Here is a 16,182-nt window from a genome sequence, read left to right on the forward strand (position 1 = left end):
GCCATGGGTGAACTCGGTTTGGAAAAGCGGCAGTTCGGGAACCGTGCCCGACTGGGACTGTCCCCTGCCGAGAATCTCCTCACCGACGAGCAGGCGCCCGCCGCCCGCGCGATGTGGAACTGCCTGCACGCGTGGTGGCAGATAATGCCGAAGGACAAGCGGACTCTGGCGAACGCGGACGCCGCGATACGCCAGGCTCGCAAAGAGATCGGGCTCAGAACACCGACAGCCCCGTCAGTGTCGTGAACCGGTCCAGGGCCGCGACGCCCGCCACCGAGTTGCCTCGCTTGTCGAGTCCCGGGCCCCACACGGCCAGCGTGCACCGGCCGGGCACAACCGCCACAATGCCACCGCCGACGCCGCTCTTGCCGGGCAGTCCCACGCGGTACGCGAACTCGCCGGCCGCGTCGTAGGTGCCGCAGGTGAGCATGACCGCGTTGACCTGCTTGGCCTGGCTGCGGGTGAGCAGCCGGGAGCCGTCGGCGCGGATGCCGTGCCGGGCAAGGAACCCGGCGGCGAGCGCGAGATCGGCGCAGGACGCCTCGATGGAGCACTGGCGGAAATACTGCTCCAGCAGCGCGGGCACCGGGTTGTCGATGTTGCCGTACGACGCCATGAAGTGACCCAGTGCCGCATTTCGGTCGCCGTGCGCGGCCTCGGAGGAGGCGACGTCCCTGTCGAAGGCGAGCTCTGGGTTGCCGCTCTCTGCGCGCAGGAACTCCAGCAGGATGCCGGCCGCGTCACCGGTCTGGGTCTGCAGGCGGTCGGTGACGACGAGGGCGCCCGCGTTGATGAAGGGGTTGCGGGGGATGCCGTTCTCGTACTCCAGCTGCACCAGGGAGTTGAACGGGTTACCGGAGGGTTCGCGGCCCACGTGCTCCCACAGCTCGTCGCCCTCGCGGGCCAGGACGAGGGCGAGCGTGAAGACCTTGGTAAGCGACTGCGTGGAGAACGGCTGCTGCCAGTCCCCAACGCCGTACACCGTGCCGTCGAGTTCCGCGACCGCCATGCCGAAGCGGCGCGGGTCGCAGGCGGCGAGCGCCGGGATGTAGTCGGCAGGCCGCCCGCGACCCGGCGTCTGCTCGATCTCGGTGGCGATGCGTTCGAGGACCGGCTGGAAGGCCAGCGGCGACGTCGTGATCATTATTTTGCCTCCCGGCCGGTCCTGGTGCGCGTTCGTGGTTCAGGCGTGCGTGGAGCCGCTGCCCGCGAGGACTTCCGGACGCAGCAGCTCGGCGAGCCGTTCGGCCGGCAACAGCCCCTTCTCCAGTACGAGTTCGGCGACGCCGCGTCCGGTGGCGAGGGCCTCCTTGGCGATGTCGGTGGCAGCCGTGTACCCGATGTGCGGATTGAGGGCGGTCACCAGGCCGATGGAGTTCTCGACGGCCGCGCGCAGCCCCTCGGTGTTGGCGGTGATCCCTACGACGCAGCGCTCGGCCAGGGTCAGGCAGGCGGTGCGCAGGTGCGTGATGCTCTCGGACAGGGAGTGCAGGATGATCGGTTCGAAGGCGTTGAGCTGGAGCTGTCCCGCCTCGGCCGCCATGGTGATGGTGACGTCGTTGCCGATCACCTCGAAGGCGACCTGGTTGACGACTTCGGGGATCACCGGGTTGACCTTACCGGGCATGATGCTTGAACCGGCTTGCACCGGCGGCAGGTTGATCTCGTTGAGGCCCGCGCGTGGTCCGGAGGAGAGCAGGCGCAGGTCGTTGCAGCTCTTGGAGAGCTTGACGGCGATCCGCTTGAGTACACCCGACATCTGGACGAAGGCGCCGCAGTCCTGGGTCGCCTCGACGAGGTTCACGGCGGTCACCAAGGGCAGCCCGGTGATGTCGGCGAGGTGGCGGCGCGCCGCCTCGGCGTATTTGGCGGGGGCGTTGAGGCCGGTGCCGATGGCAGTGGCGCCCAGGTTGATTTCATGGATCAACTCGACTGCCTCGTCAAGACGGCTGCGATCTTCGTCAATCATGACGGCAAACGCAGAGAACTCTTGACCGAGCGTCATGGGTACCGCGTCCTGCAACTGTGTACGGCCCATCTTGAGCACGTGGCGGAACGTGACGGCCTTGCCGGCGAAGGCGTCCTGCAGTACAGCCATCGCCTTGAGCAACCCGCGCACCGCGAAGACGGTCGCTATCTTGACTGCGGTCGGGTAAACGTCGTTGGTCGACTGGCTCAGGTTGACGTCTTCATTGGGGTGCAGGAACTCGTACTGGCCCCTTTCGTGGCCCAGTAGCTCCAGCGCCCGGTTGGCGACGACCTCGTTGGCGTTCATGTTCGTCGAGGTGCCGGCGCCGCCCTGGATGACATCGACGACGAACTGGTCGTGCAGCTTGCCCTCGCGGATCTCGCGGCAGGCCTCGACGATGGCGGCCGCCTTGTCCGGGGCGAGCAGGCCGAGTTCCTCGTTGGCGCGGGCGGCGGCCTCCTTGACGGCGGCGAGGGCGTCGATCAGGTGCGGGTAGGCGGAGATCGGCGTTCCCGTGATGGGGAAGTTCTCCTTGGCGCGCAGGGAGTGAATGCCCCAGTACGCCTCGGCGGGGACGTCGCGGTCGCCGAGCAGGTCGTGCTCGCTGCGGTGGGATGCGGCGGTCATGGCTGTGCGGCCTCTTTCGGAGGTGTGTGGATCAGGTGTACGTGGGGTGGGTGAGCGGGGCGAGCGCACGGGCGGGCCGGATGCTGCCGACCACCTCGCCGCCGCCGAGGAGCGGGGCGGTCGCGAACTCGGCGAGCGCGGCCGGGTCGACTCCGCAGCGCGCGAGGGCGGCCGCGGCCACCGGGACGCGTGCCCGGTCCGCGCCGTCGGCGATCTTCACGGCGACGGCCCGGCCGTCCGGGAGCGCGGCGACCTGCACGCCTTCGAAGCCGTCCTTGGTGAGCAGCCCCGGCACGGCCCGCATCAGCGCGGCGACGTCCCGCCCCGATCCGGAGGCCATCTCGGGGTGCTCGCGCATCGCGTCGGCCACCATGGCCTCGGGGGTGCCGGGCGCGGCGGTGACGATGCTGGCGGCGGCGCGGGCGAGGCCGTGCAGCGAGACAGAGAACAGGGGCGCGCCGCAGCCGTCGACGGTCACCTGGGCGATCCGCTGTCCGGTGAGGCCCTCGACGATCTCCGCGATGGCCTGCTGGAGGGAGTGGGCCGGGTCGAGGTAGTCGTCGAGGGACCAGTCGTTGAGCCGCGCCGTGTAGAGCATGGCCGCGTGCTTGCCCGAGCAGTTCTGTGCGAGGCGGGAGGGCAGCCGCCCCCCGCGCACCCAGTCCTCCCGGACGACCGGGTCGAAGGGCAGGTCCGTGGCATTGCGCAGCTGGTCCTCCGATAGACCGGCCAGCTCCAGGATCCGGCGGGTCCCGGCCAGGTGCCGCTCCTCGCCGGAGTGGCTGGCGGCGGTCAGCGCGAGCAGCTCGCCGTCCAGCGGCAGCCCGGTCCGCAGCATCGCCACGGCCTGGACGGGCTTGAGGGCCGAGCGCGGGTAGAAGGCGGCCTCGATGTCGCCGATCTGAAGGTCCACGCTGCCGTCGGCGCCCAGCACGACCACCGAGCCGTAGTGGATGCCCTCGATGACACCGCCGCGGACGAGGTGGGCGACCGGCGCGTGGAGCGGTTCCCGGATCACCGGGGCCTCGGCCACCGAACTTCCGTACATCACTGCCTGGTTCACGCGTCTGCTCCGTCGCGTATCCCCGCCACCCGGCGGCGCACCCCGTACCAACCCGCGACGAGCGCCGCCGCGATCAGCGGCAGACACAGCACGGTCGTACGTCCCGCGCCTCCGTCGGCGTACATCAGCACCAGTACGGAGACCAGGAAGACGATCGTCACGATCTCGGTCCACGGCGAGCCGGGCAGGCGATAACTGGGCCTGGTCAGCTCGCCGTTCTGGGTCTTCTGCCAGAACTTCAGGTGACAGAGCATGATCATGCCCCAGGTGGAGAGGATGCCGATCGCCGCGAAGTTCAGCACGATCTCGAAGGCGTCGGCGGGGACGATGAAGTTGAGGCCGACGCCGATGACGCAGATGCCGCTGGTGAGCAGGATGCCGCCGTAGGGGACCTGACTGCGGCTCATCACGCCGGTGAACCTGGGTGCCGAGCCGGACATCGCCATGGAGCGCAGGATGCGGCCGGTGGAGTACAGGCCGGAGTTGAGGGACGACATGGCCGCGGTGAGCACGACCAGGTTCATGACGCCGCCCGCGGCGGGGATGCCAATGTTCGACAGCACGGTGACGAAGGGGCTCTGGGCGGCGCTGTACGAGCTCCAGGGCAGCAGCATCGACAGGAGGACCACGGAACCGACGTAGAAGAGGCCGACGCGCCACATGATCGAGTTGATCGCCTTGGGCATGATCTTCTCGGGGTTCTCGGTCTCGCCGGCGGCGACGCCGACCAGCTCGACGGAGGCGTAGGCGAAGACGACGCCCTGGATGATCAGCAGCATCGGCAGCAGGCCGTTGGGGAAGATGCCGCCGTTGTCGGTGATCAGGGACGGGCCGGGGTTGTGGCCGTCAACGGGGTGCTGGGTGACCAGCAGGAAGATGCCGATGAGCATGAAGACGACGAGCGCACTCACCTTGATAATCGCGAACCAGAACTCCAGTTCGCCGAACATCTTCACGGATATGAGGTTCACGGTGAGGACGACGGCGAGCGCGATGAGCGCGATCACCCACTGCGGGATGTCGGAGAACATGCCCCAGTAGTGGGTGTAGACGGCCACGGCGGTGATGTCGGCGATGCCGGTGGTGGCCCAGTTCAGGAAGTACATCCAGCCCGCGATGTACGCGCCCTTCTCGCCGAGGAACTCACGGGCGTACGAGACGAAGGCGCCCGACGACGGGCGGTACAGGACGAGTTCGCCGAGCGCGCGGACGACGAGGAAGGCGAAGAGGCCGCAGACCGCGTAGGCGACGAAGAGGGAGGGTCCGGCGTCGGCGAGGCGGCCGCCGGCGCCGAGGAAGAGGCCGGTGCCGATGGCACCGCCGATGGCGATCATGTTGACGTGCCGGGACTTCAGGGACTTGCTGTAGCCCGCGTCTCCGGCGTCGACGTGTCCGGAGGCCGGCTTCTCGCTACGCAGGGCGTCTTGCTGAAGGGATCGCTCGCTCACGCCTGGGGTCCGCCTTCCGCGGGTGGGGCCGCGCGCTCGGGGCGCACGATGGAGGTGAGGGTGGTCTGGACGCGGTCGAGATGGTGGGCCATGGCCTCCACCGCGTCGTGTTCGCTGCCGTCCATGAGGGCCTCGACGATCGCGCGGTGCTCGCGGTTGGACTGCTCACGGCGGTCGCCGAGTTCGTTGAGGAAGGCGGACTGGCGGCCCAGCGCATCGCGGATCTCCTCGATGACCCGGCGGAACACCGGGTTCTGCGAGGCCTCGGCGACGACGATGTGGAACAAAGTGTCCATGGCGACCCAGGCGGTGGTATCGGTCTCCCGCTCCATCCGCTCCAGGAGGTGGGTGAGGTGGTCGAGGTTCTCCGGGGTGCGCCGCACCGCCGCGTACCCGGCGACCGGGATCTCGACGTGGCGGCGCACTTCGAGGAGGTCGCTGGCCGCGTAGTCCCCGAAGGTGGGGTCGTCGACCGTGTTGGCGACCACGAAGGTGCCCTTGCCGGTGCGGGACACGGTCAGCCCCATCACCTGCAGGGCCCGCAGTGCCTCGCGGAGTACCGGTCGGCTGACTTCGAGGCGGCGGCAGAGCTCCGCCTCGGAGGGGAGCTTGTCGCCGATGGCGTACTCGCCGCGCTCGATGGCGCCGCGGAGGTGAGTGAGCACCGCTTCCATCGCGCTGACGCGCCGCGGCACCGACCCACCTGTCTGGCTGTCTGACAGGTTCATGGGGGTGATCCTGCGCGGAACGGGACGGGGCTGTCAAGGGGCACCGAGGCCCCCATCCTGTGCCGTTCGGAAACTTATCGCTACTGCTCGGGGGTGGTCTGGCGCGGCATCACTGTCTGCTGGAACCCTGTCCGTTGATCGTTTCACTGGTGTACCGGGTGGCCCGGAAACTGCTCGCGGTTCCGGCGGTGCTGCTATGCGGGGACGTGGCCAAGGACGCGGAATTGCTGGTGCTGCGGCACGAGAACGCGGTGCTGCGCAGGTAGCTCACGAAGCCGGTGCGCTACGAGCTGGCGGATCGGCTGTGGGTCGCAGGGCTGGCCTCGCTGGGCGCAGGTGTTCCCGGTGGCGCCCGCGACGATGCGTGCGTGGCACCGCAGACTGATTGCCCGGAGGTGGGCCTAGGAGAATCCGCGCTGGGGCTGCCGACGGATCCAGGGGAACTCGTCCGGCTCGGGCATCCGGTCGGCTCGACGACGAGGGAGACCGCCCCTTGGCCGTGTCGCTGACCAGCGGAAACCGCCACGACACCACCCAACTGATGCCCCTGCTGGACGCGATACCCCGCATACGCGGGGTTCGGGGCCGGCCTCGCCACCGGCCACGGACGGCATCGTCATCGACACCCGCGCCCGCCTCGGCTACACCGCGCCGATCGGGTCCACGGACCAGGACCGTATCCGGCACTTGACCGTCGCCCTGCCACCCGTCTACGCCGCCCGCCTCTTCGAGGCTCAGGAGGCCGGTGCCGGCGACGCCCGGCTCCAGGAGATCGCGGCCGAAGCGCTCAGGGAGGTCTACTTCCAGGACGGCGGCCGCCGCGCCGGCAGTCTGGAAGAGGTCCGGTTCACGGACATCGAGCACCTCGAGTTCGACCTCTAGCAGCCGCACCCCGACCAGCCCGCGAGCCCCGGACCGATGCGGTCCGGGGCTCGCTCGCATATCCGCGGGGGTCGGATGTTCCTGCACGCGATGTCGTGCCCAATGAGGCTGCCGCGCATGGGTCACCACGGTGGCGAGGCCAGGTCTGTAGCGCGGTGAAAAGCCCACGGCCGCTCAGCGGGGCAGCCTCCAGCGGGTGAACACGCATGGGTCGGGGCCGGCATGAACTCCGAACGGCAGCTCGATCCGCTCGAGAAGGAGCAGCATCAGCGCTCCCGCCGGCACCTCCTCGCAGTCGACGGCGTGCATGACACCGCGCCGGCCGGGCCCGCGGCCGCTGGCCTCCGACAGCACCGGGCGGATCTGGACGTGCCGCGTCGAGCAGCGGCACACGGACACGATGAAGGACGTCCAGCAGTCCTGCGGCCAGGTCAAAACGCGTGGAAGTCCTCGAAGGAAGGCTCGAACGAGGGGTCAGGCAAGCGAAAGGCCTTGCACCGAGCCGCTAGTTTGCCCTGAGGTCCGACGCCGATCGTCTCGCCGGGGAAGGCGTCGGGGATCACCGTCCATCCCAGGTTCCGCTCGTAGTAGTGCACGGCTGTGTGCACGGACGGCCACCAGTCGTCGTCGATAACAATCAGGCCCCCGGGCCGGACAATCTTGCGCAAGAAGTAGAGATCGACGAAGACCTCGTGGAACCGGTGACTGCCGTCCACGAATGCCGCGTCGGCGATGAAGCCTTCGGTGAGGAGCTGCGGGAGCGCGATCGACGAAGGAGCGAGCATGAGCGTGGCGATCGAGTCCAGCCCCGCAGAGCACAGCAGATCCCAGCCGGCGTTGGAGTACTCCCGCTCTTGAAACGGGTCGATGATGACGTGCCGGGGAAGCGGACGGTTGATGGTTGCCAGCGCCTCACCGATGGCGAGCGCAGAACTTGCGTACGCGAGACCGACCTCGACAACCTTCTCGACTCCCTCGCAGACCATCAGATCGCGCAGCTGGTCGCAGTGGCGTTCCGGCAACGTGACGGTCTCGAAGTCTCCCTCGTGGTCTCGCGTCCACCGCGGCCCCTCCTGCGCGAGTCGGTGGCGCACCTCACGGACCAACGTCGTACGTTCATCCGTGTTCGTCATACCAGCCACTCCTCTGCATGAAGACAGCACCTCACCGCACCATAGGCGGGGAGATGGATCTGTCGGCGTTCGCTGTCCAGCAGCACCGTCACTTCTGCACGACCATCACGAGCCGAATGATCACCAACTGCCTTTGGAACCCGTCGCCAGCTGCAGCCGCACATCGTCGGCGCCTGTTGGACTTGTCCCGCCTCCTCGCCGGTCACCCGTACTGGCAGACCACGGCCGGCACTCCCGCGGCGCGGAAGGCGCTCAAAGAACTCGCCCGCACAAAAGCTCAGCCATGACTCTCACCGAGCACCAGCTCCGCATCACCCGCAGCGCCCATGACCGGGTCGCGACATACGGGCAGGCGCCCACCGTGCGCGAGTTGGCGTCAGCCGCGAGTGTCCTCGACTCGTCGATCGCCTACCAACCACGCAAGATGCGAGAGCAGGGGTCCTGATGGAGACCCAGGGCCGTCGCAACGGCTGGTGTCCGTACTGCGGGCGCTGACCTGGAGTGAGGCCCTGCCTGTCGACGGCTCCGTACGAGGGCGACAATGAACCGATGAGTGCCATCGATCGCCCTATGCCGTCCCTGAACGCCGACGAGCGCACGACGCTCGAAAACTGGCTCGACTTTCACCGCACCACACTCGCCCTGAAGTGCGAGGGGTTGAACGATGAGCAGGCCGCCGTCGCGTCCGTGCCACCGTCCGGCTTCACGCTGACCGGCCTCGTCCAGCACATGGCGGAGGTGGAGCGGAACTGGTTCCGCCGAGTGCTCGCCTCAGAACAGGCTCCGCCCATCTACGACCCGCAGGCCGACCCGGACGGACCCGACGGTGGGTTCGACCTGGCTGCGGGCGCCACCTTGAGTGACGCTCTCGCCACCTGGCACGCGGAAATCGCACGCGCTCGTGAGAACTGCGCCGACCGCGCTCTGGCCGACACCGGCCGCTTCATGGATCAGGACGTCAACCTCCGCTGGATCTACGTCCACATGATCGAGGAGTACGCCCGCCACAACGGCCACGCTGACCTGGTCCGGGAACGCATCGACGGCACCACCGGCGTATAGCGCGCCTTGTGACTGGCGTGGTCAGTGCCGGCGAGGGTGACCAAACTCCCCTCCCTGCAGGCGGCGTTGAACAACTACGTGCCCGACTACGGGCACGTACGTTGACACGCCTCTCTGAGCTGAGGGACGTTCTTGGTGGCGTTTTTGCGGCCCGCACCTCTTTCAGGGAGATGTGGGCCTCCGTGCTGTCTGGGTCCTGGCTTCTCCCGCGAAGAGGTGAGCTGGGCTCGCTGTGAGCCCAGGGGGGAGACCGAGAGGCGCACAGTGAACGTAACGGTCGACTTCGGCACCGCCGTGTGGGCGGTCGTGGGCATCGCCGTGGGATGGGGTGTCTACCGGTGGACCGCGCCGGCAGTGCCGACCACACCCACCGCGAGAGCCGTCGGCATGACCATGGGGGAGCGTCTGGTCGCAGCGCCTTACCAGCGAGGAGGAGCGCACAATCCAGCGTGCCGTCTGGTTCAGGGCAGCAGCCGCTGCACAAAGTGCCGTGACGCAGTACGCGCGGCGAAAGCGCCTCAACCGCTGTGAGACCGAGAGTCAGCTGCGGCGGATCACGAGGCATCCCCAGCCGTGACGCAAGGCAGCCGGGAACTCGACCGCACGCTCACCCGCAGTGCGGCCGGCCTCGCGCGACCTTCCAGCCATGGCCGGGCGAGGTCCCAGGCTCGGACGGTGAAGTCGGAACCAGGATCTTGGCAACGCTGGCGCACCCTGCAGCACGTCTCCCTCAGCCCGAGCCGGATCGGCGACATCGCCCGTGGTGCCCTCGTGCTCAACGGAATCTGGAAATGATCACCGCTGAGAAAATGGCCAGGCACGCTGTTCCGTGGTGACGCGGCTGCCCATCTTGACTACCGGTTTTCCGTCGAGACCGGGTCTAGGAAGAAGACACACTGGTCCGCGTTGAATTTGCCCACCTTGGCGACGAAGCGGAACTTGTCGCCCGCGCCGACAGTGGCAGGGATCTTCTTGCCGGTCAGTTTCAGGTCAAAGATGTTGACGTCCTGGTACTTGAAGGCCGGGCCGACCGTCGTGTTCGGTCCCTTGTCGCCTGGGCCCAGGAGAAAGTCGTAGCGGGTGTCGTAGTCACCGTGGGGCGCCATACTCACGATCGAGCCGTTGAACGCGACCGTCTGGCCCCCGTGCTTGGTCGCGAAGTCCAGGTTCGCGTCGTCGCACGAGTCCGCCTTCAGCAGCGCCGCGAACTCTGGGTTGTTCTGAGGCGTGATCACCTCAGTGGCAGCCGACTCGGCCGTGGTCGGAGTCGGAGTAGCGGAAGGTTTCTCGCTCGCAGCGGCCGTTGACTTGTCTGACTCGTCCTTCTTCTCGCCTCCGTCGCTGAGCGCAGAGGAAGCGCCGATGACGATGGCCAGGATCACGAGGACGGCGGCCGCCGTGCCGATCAGGAGCCACGGCTGCGGCTTCTTCGGCCGACGGAAGCTGAGAGTGGAGCGAAGCGTGCCCTGGGCCTGTTCCACAAGCACCCAGCCATCCTTCTGCATCTTCGAGATCACCAAGCCGTCGGTGCCGCGAACTGTCTGCACGGTCTTGTATTCGTACTTGATCTCGTCGGCCATGCGGCTCCGCGCCCCCTCAACGGATTGTTCATACCAACTGCCTCGCGAGCATAGGGGACTTCGCGAGGAACTCGGCATCACCGACATCACCCACGGCGCACCCGGTTGCCGAACGTGTCCGGATCGTCGTCGTTGCCCAGCGCCGAGGCCTGGGCCCATGTCATGCGCTGCGTACTGTAGGTGATAGCTACGGCTCTCTCCGCGGGTGAGTGCCAGATCCGCGAGCACGGCAAGGATGCGGGAATCTTCCACCTCGCCGTGCAACAGGCCGTCTTCCGGGCACCGGTCATCGGTGACCACATCTCTCAGTGACACTCCCGAGACGACAGGGTCCTCCACAAGCCGGCGCCGCAGGTCGTCGAGCGGAATCGCACGATCGCCTCTCTGCTGCGCCGCCGCTACTGCCGCACCGAAGTCGGGCCGTTGGCAGACCGATCGTGCCCCGGGTTGTCAGTGGCACCCAGTACGGGTGGAGTTCTTCTGCAGCACCCGCCGCAGGAGACCACCGGCGCACGGACGTCGCGCTCGGGGCTCGCGGAGCCTGCGCCGAGCGGGGCTCTGCCGTGGGTTTACCGTGCGTCAGATCTGGTCCGCGAGGCGCACGTAGTCGTAGTAGAGAGGGTCCCCGTCCTCGTCCACCGGGTACTCGTAGCTGCTCTGGTTGGCGAGGACGATCTTCAGCTCCGGCAGCTCGTCGAAACCGAGGTCGTTCTCGGTGATCTCGTGGCCCCGCTCCGCGAACAGCTCGAAGAGGTCCACACTCGGGGTGCGGAAGACGTCGAGACCGTCGAGGGGCGCTCGTACGTCGGCGTCCTCGTCGAGGAACCGGAACAGCTCCACGCCGCTCAGCGTGCCCTTGGTGAAGCCGAGCATCACGTTCAGGCCGGACGCGTCGTGCTTGAGCAGGATCTGCCCGGGCTCCGGATCACTGGAGGCGACCCGCAGCAGCCCCCACGCCTGGACCGCGTCGCGCGTCTCCTGCGCCGACATGCAGAGTCGCAGCGGCCCGACACCGACCAGCGGCAGTAGTTCCAGTTCCATGTTCCGTCCTTCGCCTTTCTCGATGCCCTAGTGACGTGCCGGGGACCTCATGCGAGAAGAGCGGCCTTGTCGATTTTCCATCCTCGCGCTTGAGCATGTCCTGGAGGGGCTTGTTGTCATCCAGGCTGGCGACCATGTCCTTGATGTGCTGATCGTAGGTGCCGGGGAAGCGCCGCTTGATGTCGTCGATGTCCATGCGGATGGCGTCGGTGATCCGCCCCGAGTTGATCAGCTCGCGCTGGTACTGCCCGCCGCTGTCCGTGAACCGATCGGTTCTTGGACACATGCATAAGCTCGCCGCGCCGGTGGGCTGAGCCTGCCCCTGATGTCCAACAAGAGTGTTCAGCTGGAGGGGCAGCAGGGGGAGCCGTGGGTCCGCCTTGGCGCCGACGACCCGGGCCGCGGGCGGGAGCCGTACCCGGAGCCGGTCGGCCGATGAGTCGTCGATGGTGAGCGAGGGCGCCATCGCAGCAAAGAGCCGGCACCGCGGGGCGGTTCCGGCTCTCGGCGGTCTCGAGCTGCAACGCGAGGCCGTGGGGTCCCTGCTCGGCTTGTCGTTGGAGTCAGCAGGAATCAGGTCAGGGCCCCGCCCTTCTCGGTGCAAGCCAGTGCGCGGATCGTGGCAGCGAGACAGATATCGCGGTACAGGCCCGACCACTCCTGATGCCGCTCATTGAGGTAGCCGAGGATGGTCGATGGATTGCTGGGACGAGTAGAATCCCCCGTGCCCGAGACTGCTCTCAGGGGGTGGGGACGATGCTCGAGGGGCTGCACTCGTATGCGATCGGCGTTCTGATCACGGCGGTCCCCGTGCTGGTGGGCGCGCTGCTCTTCATCTGGCGGGACGTGAACCTGCGGCGCAGGGGGGTGGTTGTCCGGGCCAAATGTGTGGAATCGAAGCGCACCGACAAGGGGACGGTCAGGCTTCGCCTGCTCTATGAGGTGGAGGGCGTGCAGTACTACTGCGACAGCCTGCCCTTCCCGTCTCCACCGGTCGGCGTCGGACAGCGACTGGACGTGATCTACGATGCCAAAACCCCTGGCTACTCAGAGGTCGTGCACCAGAGAACCAGTGGTTGGGTGCCAAAAATCGTCGGCACAGTCGCTGTCGTGCTGCTTCTGCTGACCGGGATTTCCTACCTCTGACCCGTGCACTTGAGCTTCAAGCGGCGCTACATGGACTCCCTCCTGTCCGCCGGGCCTCATCCCTTCCCGGAGCCGTTGTCGGGACGGGCCGTCGGAGGCAGCTGGCGGCGGCGCTTCCTGGCGTCGCTCCTCGACGTTCCGGCCGTCGGCGAGCTGTCTTCGCACGTGGCCCTGGACGCTGCGCCGGAAACCGTCACGGAAGGCCGAGCGGATTGCCAGGCACCGAAAATGGAGCTCCGCGCCGGCTCCGGGCCCGCGCAACTGACGCCCGAAGCGCGCCCGGTAACCGTGACGGCCCCCAAACGGGGCACCGCCGGCGGCCGGGTGATCGTGGCCGGGGGGCTGCCCTCCCGGTCGAGGGGGTGGGCTGTCGCTGGGGCCAGCCTGTGTCTGCTCGCCGGCCTCTTCGCGCTGGTGAACCGTCAGCCCTCGAATCCGGTCTCCCAGCCCCCGCCGACCCATTCCACCCTGCCTACCCCGGGCAGCACCGAACCCGGCACCGACGAGCCGACGATGGAGCCGTCCCCGTCGACTCCCACCGGCACGCCCGGCCAGATGCTGTGGCAGGGGACCTTGACCTTCCCCTCTCAGCCCGGCTCGAACAACGACCCGGTGGCGGCGGTACCCGCCACCGCGCTGCTGGACGACGATGCGCTGTATCTGTGTGCGGCGTGCTCGCCGCAGGTGATCGGTGGTGAATTGCTCGTTGCCTGGAACGGGACGAAGCCGCCGACCCCCGACCAGTGCGGCTCCGCGTTGACGGCACAGACGAGGCGGCAAGGGTACGTCCCGTTGCGGGTCGGCCAGATGGGGTGTTTCTCCAGCGGCACCGGGGCCGTCGGCTACTTCACCGTGCTCACGACGTCGCCGCCTTCCGCGAGCGCGATCATCTGGTCCGCATGATGGCGCTCGTCGGGCTGCGGTTCGCAGAAACGACCCGTTGAGGAAACGATGCGCTCCCTCTGGCAGGGCAGACCTCTCGTCACGGCCGACAGACCGCCACTGTGTCCGAAACCCTGGAAGCTGCCCGTACTGGCGTCCACCTGGCCGTGTCACAAGGAGGGGCATGACTGTGACGCCGAAGGGGCTCTATCGGGCTCTCGGCACGGGGCTTGAGGATGCGTCAGGCGGAGAGGTCGGGCGAATCGGCGATTGTGCGGCCGCTGGCTCCAAGAATCCGTCGCGGGCTTGAGGACGTCTCCGGGTGGGCGCCGAGCACTCCACGGTCCCGCAGCTCGTCAAGGTCGGGGAGCGGAACCGCAGGCGGCGGGACCCCCAGAGCCGGGCCTTGCCGGTCAGGGCGAGCATGGGCATCCAGGCCAGCAGGTCGAGCTGACCAGGAGCTTCCCCGTTCCTGCGAGCATCAGCATCACAGCCCGGGCAGTGGAGCCCGGCGCCCAGCCGACGCGACACTCGGGCCCTTGGCCTGCCTGCGACCCCGCCCAGAAGGCAAAACGGTCCACCGACTCCGTCGGCGGACCGTCGAGAAAGATCGAGGCTAACCATCTGCTCCCCACGATCACGGGGAGCTTCACCGCACAGTTCCCCCCTTTCCACACGCTCCACGCCGCGCAGTTCCTCCTGGCCGCCATCGTGTACGACGACTGCCCGGAGCATCTGCGCAACGGGTACGGGGTCCCGGACATCGACCGGCTGGTCCCCGAGGACGCGGACGCCGGTCCTGATGACGGCCGAGGGGCAGCGCAGCCTGCTCGGAGGCCGGCTCGATGAGGAACTGCGCAACGTCGAGGACCAGGTGGCCGCCACCGGCCGCGCCCGGGCCACCATCCAGCTGGTGCTGGGGCAGGTGCCACACGGTCGCGAGGGCCGGGCGGCGGATGCTCGACATCGTCTACGAGCCCCGTGACGACCCGCGTGCGATCGCCGGCGTTCTCGCCTCACCACTGCGGCGCTGCGCGAGGTGGCCCTGCAGCGGCCGGCGGACGCGTGGGTCGGGCAGTGACAGTGGGCATAGGGTCCGGACGCCACGCCACGCCGCGGGAGGTCATGCCCGACGAGGAGCGACCGACCGCGTCACACTGACAGCAGGTGTGCCGACGAGACGAGGCGGTCGCGGATGAAGTTCGGAGTATCGACATTTGTCACCGATGAGGGCATTGGCCCCAAGGCGTTGGGACCCGCCCTGGAGGAGCGTGGGTTCGACTCCCTGTTGCTGGCCGAGCACTCGCATATTCCGGTCAAGCGGGAGTCCCCGTACCCGGGGGGCGGTGAGCTGCCGCGGATCTACTATCGGACGCTCGACCCGTTCGTGGCGCTCGCCGCGGCCGCCTCGGTGACCCGTGACCTGCTCCTGGGCACCGGCATCGCTCTGGTGATCCAGCGCGATCCGATCCACACCGCGAAGGAGGTCGCCTCCCTCGATCTGATCTCCGGCGGCCGGGCCGTGTTCGGGGTCGGCGCGGGCTGGAACCGCGAGGAGATGCGCAACCACGGGACGGATCCGGCCGTCCGCGGGCGGCTCATGGACGAACGCATCCGCGCGATGATCGAGCTGTGGACCAAGGAGGAGGCCGAGTTCCATGGCGACTTCGTCGACTTCGATCCCGTCTACGCCTGGCCCAAGCCGGTCCAGAAGCCCCATCCGCCCATCTGGGTCGGGGGCGACAGCGAGCGCGCTTTCGAACGCGTCGCCGCGTACGGTGCGGCGTGGATGCCGAGCGATCTGCCGCTCGAGGAGCTGGGTGAACGCATCGCGCGTATGCGGCGGACGGCCGGTGACCGCCCATCCGTCGTGGTGTATGCGGGCCGGCACGACCGCAAGGCGCTCGACACCTACGCCGAACTCGGCGTCGAACGCGTCCTGCTGTATCTGCCGACCCTGCCGGAGAACGAGACGCTGCGCACCCTGGACGAACTGGCCGAGGCCACGTCCGGCCACCGGTGACAGCTCGCGGCTGCCGCGGAATAGGAGCTGACCGTGCCGGACATGGCCGGGGACGAGGCGCGCCGCCGGTTCATGACCGCGCGGGTGGCGCGCCTGGCGACGGTGGACGCGGGCCTGCGCCCGCATCTGGTGCCGGTCGTCTTCGTGGCCCATGGCGAGGAGGTCGTCACCGCCGTCGACTGGAAGCCGAAGAGGTCGCAGCAGCTGAAACGGTTGGACAACATCGCGGCCCACCCGGCTGTCTGCCTGCTCGTCGACGCGTACGACGAGGACTGGGAGCGGCTGTGGTGGGTCCGCGCGGACGGTGACGCCCGCGTGCTGCCGCCCGGCACCCAGGGCGAGTACCCGGCGGCCGTCGCCCTGTTGCGGGAGAAGTACGCGCCGTACCGGCAGCGACCGCCGACCGGTCCGGCGCTCGTGATCGCCGTCCGCCGGTGGCACGGCTGGCGTGCCGCGTCGGGGGGGTGACCGTAGGGACGCGGGTGCTAGCGAGTACATCTGGCGGGGGAATCGAGGAGTATCTGCAGCATCCTGATCGCATGACAGACGGAGGCGGCGCTGATGCGTAAGGCACTTTCGTCATGCCTGCAGGTGGGAG

At 68.2% G+C, this 16,182-nt stretch carries 18 protein-coding genes and 2 pseudogenes; 11 read left to right on the forward strand and 9 right to left on the reverse strand.

The features are described from left to right. Positions 1 to 214: 214 nt before the first annotated feature. Genes OHA58_RS40120 through OHA58_RS40140 form a run of 5 tightly spaced genes read right to left on the reverse strand, consistent with a single transcriptional unit; the run spans position 215 to position 5,781 of the window. Entirely contained in the window at positions 215 to 1,144 is a 930-nt protein-coding gene (locus OHA58_RS40120) for a glutaminase (protein ID WP_405475190.1), read from the reverse strand. 39 nt (positions 1,145 to 1,183) lie between these two features. Continuing rightward, positions 1,184 to 2,596: an aspartate ammonia-lyase gene (aspA, locus tag OHA58_RS40125; RefSeq protein WP_405475187.1), complete on the reverse strand. Its 1,413-nt coding sequence runs from the start codon at positions 2,594 to 2,596 to the stop codon at positions 1,184 to 1,186. Positions 2,597 to 2,627: 31 nt separating this feature from the next. Further along, positions 2,628 to 3,644, reverse strand: a complete 1,017-nt coding sequence (locus tag OHA58_RS40130) for an asparaginase (RefSeq protein ID WP_405484655.1) — start codon at positions 3,642 to 3,644, stop codon at positions 2,628 to 2,630. A gap of 11 nt (positions 3,645 to 3,655) precedes the next feature. Next, a complete protein-coding gene (locus tag OHA58_RS40135) occupies positions 3,656 to 5,107 on the reverse strand; it encodes an amino acid permease (RefSeq protein WP_405475185.1) in 1,452 nt (483 codons plus the stop codon). Beyond that, on the reverse strand, positions 5,104 to 5,781 hold the full coding sequence (locus OHA58_RS40140) for a FadR/GntR family transcriptional regulator (protein WP_116502170.1): 678 nt from the start codon (positions 5,779 to 5,781) through the stop codon (positions 5,104 to 5,106). Before OHA58_RS40140 ends, OHA58_RS40135 begins: the two co-directional genes overlap by 4 nt. Before the next feature lie 188 nt (positions 5,782 to 5,969). On the opposite strand from OHA58_RS40140, the gene OHA58_RS40145 reads away from it, so the two are divergent. From OHA58_RS40145 to tpg, 3 genes and pseudogenes are all read left to right on the forward strand, one after another. Then, positions 5,970 to 6,101 carry a hypothetical protein gene (locus OHA58_RS40145; protein ID WP_389534100.1) on the forward strand — a complete coding sequence of 44 codons (132 nt, stop codon included), beginning with the start codon at positions 5,970 to 5,972 and terminating at the stop codon, positions 6,099 to 6,101. 218 nt (positions 6,102 to 6,319) lie between these two features. Beyond that, positions 6,320 to 6,442 (forward strand): annotated as a pseudogene (locus OHA58_RS40150) (IS5/IS1182 family transposase); the annotation flags it as partial. Continuing rightward, positions 6,439 to 6,717 (forward strand): annotated as a pseudogene (tpg, locus tag OHA58_RS40155) (telomere-protecting terminal protein Tpg); the annotation flags it as partial. The pseudogenes OHA58_RS40150 and tpg, both read left to right, overlap by 4 nt. A 174-nt stretch (positions 6,718 to 6,891) precedes the next feature. On the opposite strand, the gene OHA58_RS40160 reads toward tpg, so the two are convergent. Next, on the reverse strand, positions 6,892 to 7,152 hold the full coding sequence (locus OHA58_RS40160; RefSeq protein ID WP_405475182.1) for a hypothetical protein: 261 nt from the start codon (positions 7,150 to 7,152) through the stop codon (positions 6,892 to 6,894). Next, positions 7,149 to 7,850: a class I SAM-dependent methyltransferase gene (locus tag OHA58_RS40165; RefSeq protein ID WP_405475179.1), complete on the reverse strand. Its 702-nt coding sequence runs from the start codon at positions 7,848 to 7,850 to the stop codon at positions 7,149 to 7,151. Before OHA58_RS40165 ends, OHA58_RS40160 begins: the two co-directional genes overlap by 4 nt. 283 nt (positions 7,851 to 8,133) lie before the next feature. Between OHA58_RS40165 and OHA58_RS40170 the strand changes: the two genes are divergently transcribed. Both OHA58_RS40170 and OHA58_RS40175 read left to right on the forward strand, forming a co-directional pair. After that, complete coding sequence (locus tag OHA58_RS40170; RefSeq protein WP_405475178.1) at positions 8,134 to 8,295, forward strand: hypothetical protein; 162 nt, start codon at positions 8,134 to 8,136, stop codon at positions 8,293 to 8,295. A gap of 104 nt (positions 8,296 to 8,399) precedes the next feature. Next, positions 8,400 to 8,912: a DinB family protein gene (locus OHA58_RS40175; RefSeq protein ID WP_405475175.1), complete on the forward strand. Its 513-nt coding sequence runs from the start codon at positions 8,400 to 8,402 to the stop codon at positions 8,910 to 8,912. 854 nt (positions 8,913 to 9,766) lie between these two features. On the opposite strand, the gene OHA58_RS40180 is transcribed toward OHA58_RS40175, so the two are convergent. Further along, the gene (locus OHA58_RS40180) at positions 9,767 to 10,492 is read right to left on the reverse strand and encodes a DUF4839 domain-containing protein (RefSeq protein WP_405475172.1); all 726 of its coding nucleotides are present in this window, start codon (positions 10,490 to 10,492) and stop codon (positions 9,767 to 9,769) included. A gap of 180 nt (positions 10,493 to 10,672) precedes the next feature. Here OHA58_RS40180 and OHA58_RS40185 point away from each other — a divergent pair, with 180 nt between their 5' ends. Then, the gene (locus tag OHA58_RS40185) at positions 10,673 to 10,804 is read left to right on the forward strand and encodes a hypothetical protein (protein ID WP_405475169.1); all 132 of its coding nucleotides are present in this window, start codon (positions 10,673 to 10,675) and stop codon (positions 10,802 to 10,804) included. 267 nt (positions 10,805 to 11,071) lie between these two features. Here OHA58_RS40185 and OHA58_RS40190 read toward each other — a convergent pair whose 3' ends face one another. After that, positions 11,072 to 11,533 (reverse strand): hypothetical protein, encoded by a 462-nt coding sequence (locus OHA58_RS40190; protein ID WP_405475166.1) that lies wholly within the window; start codon positions 11,531 to 11,533, stop codon positions 11,072 to 11,074. A 49-nt stretch (positions 11,534 to 11,582) separates the two neighbouring features. On the opposite strand from OHA58_RS40190, the gene OHA58_RS40195 reads away from it, so the two are divergent. The 5 genes from OHA58_RS40195 (at position 11,583) to OHA58_RS40215 (ending at position 16,052) form a co-directional block, all read left to right on the forward strand. Then, positions 11,583 to 11,825: a hypothetical protein gene (locus tag OHA58_RS40195; protein WP_405475165.1), complete on the forward strand. Its 243-nt coding sequence runs from the start codon at positions 11,583 to 11,585 to the stop codon at positions 11,823 to 11,825. A gap of 464 nt (positions 11,826 to 12,289) precedes the next feature. Then, on the forward strand, positions 12,290 to 12,679 hold the full coding sequence (locus tag OHA58_RS40200; RefSeq protein WP_405475162.1) for a DUF3592 domain-containing protein: 390 nt from the start codon (positions 12,290 to 12,292) through the stop codon (positions 12,677 to 12,679). Between the two features lie 9 nt (positions 12,680 to 12,688). After that, positions 12,689 to 13,582, forward strand: a complete 894-nt coding sequence (locus OHA58_RS40205; protein ID WP_405475160.1) for a hypothetical protein — start codon at positions 12,689 to 12,691, stop codon at positions 13,580 to 13,582. Positions 13,583 to 14,756: 1,174 nt separating this feature from the next. After that, positions 14,757 to 15,584 carry an LLM class F420-dependent oxidoreductase gene (locus OHA58_RS40210; RefSeq protein ID WP_405475157.1) on the forward strand — a complete coding sequence of 276 codons (828 nt, stop codon included), beginning with the start codon at positions 14,757 to 14,759 and terminating at the stop codon, positions 15,582 to 15,584. Positions 15,585 to 15,617: 33 nt separating this feature from the next. Further along, positions 15,618 to 16,052, forward strand: coding sequence for a TIGR03668 family PPOX class F420-dependent oxidoreductase (locus tag OHA58_RS40215; protein WP_405475155.1), 435 nt, complete (start codon positions 15,618 to 15,620; stop codon positions 16,050 to 16,052). The last annotated feature ends 130 nt before the right edge of the window (positions 16,053 to 16,182 follow it).

Source organism: Streptomyces sp. NBC_00009 (genome assembly GCF_045040855.1).
Classification (GTDB): Bacteria; Actinomycetota; Actinomycetes; order Streptomycetales; family Streptomycetaceae; genus Streptomyces; species Streptomyces aureus.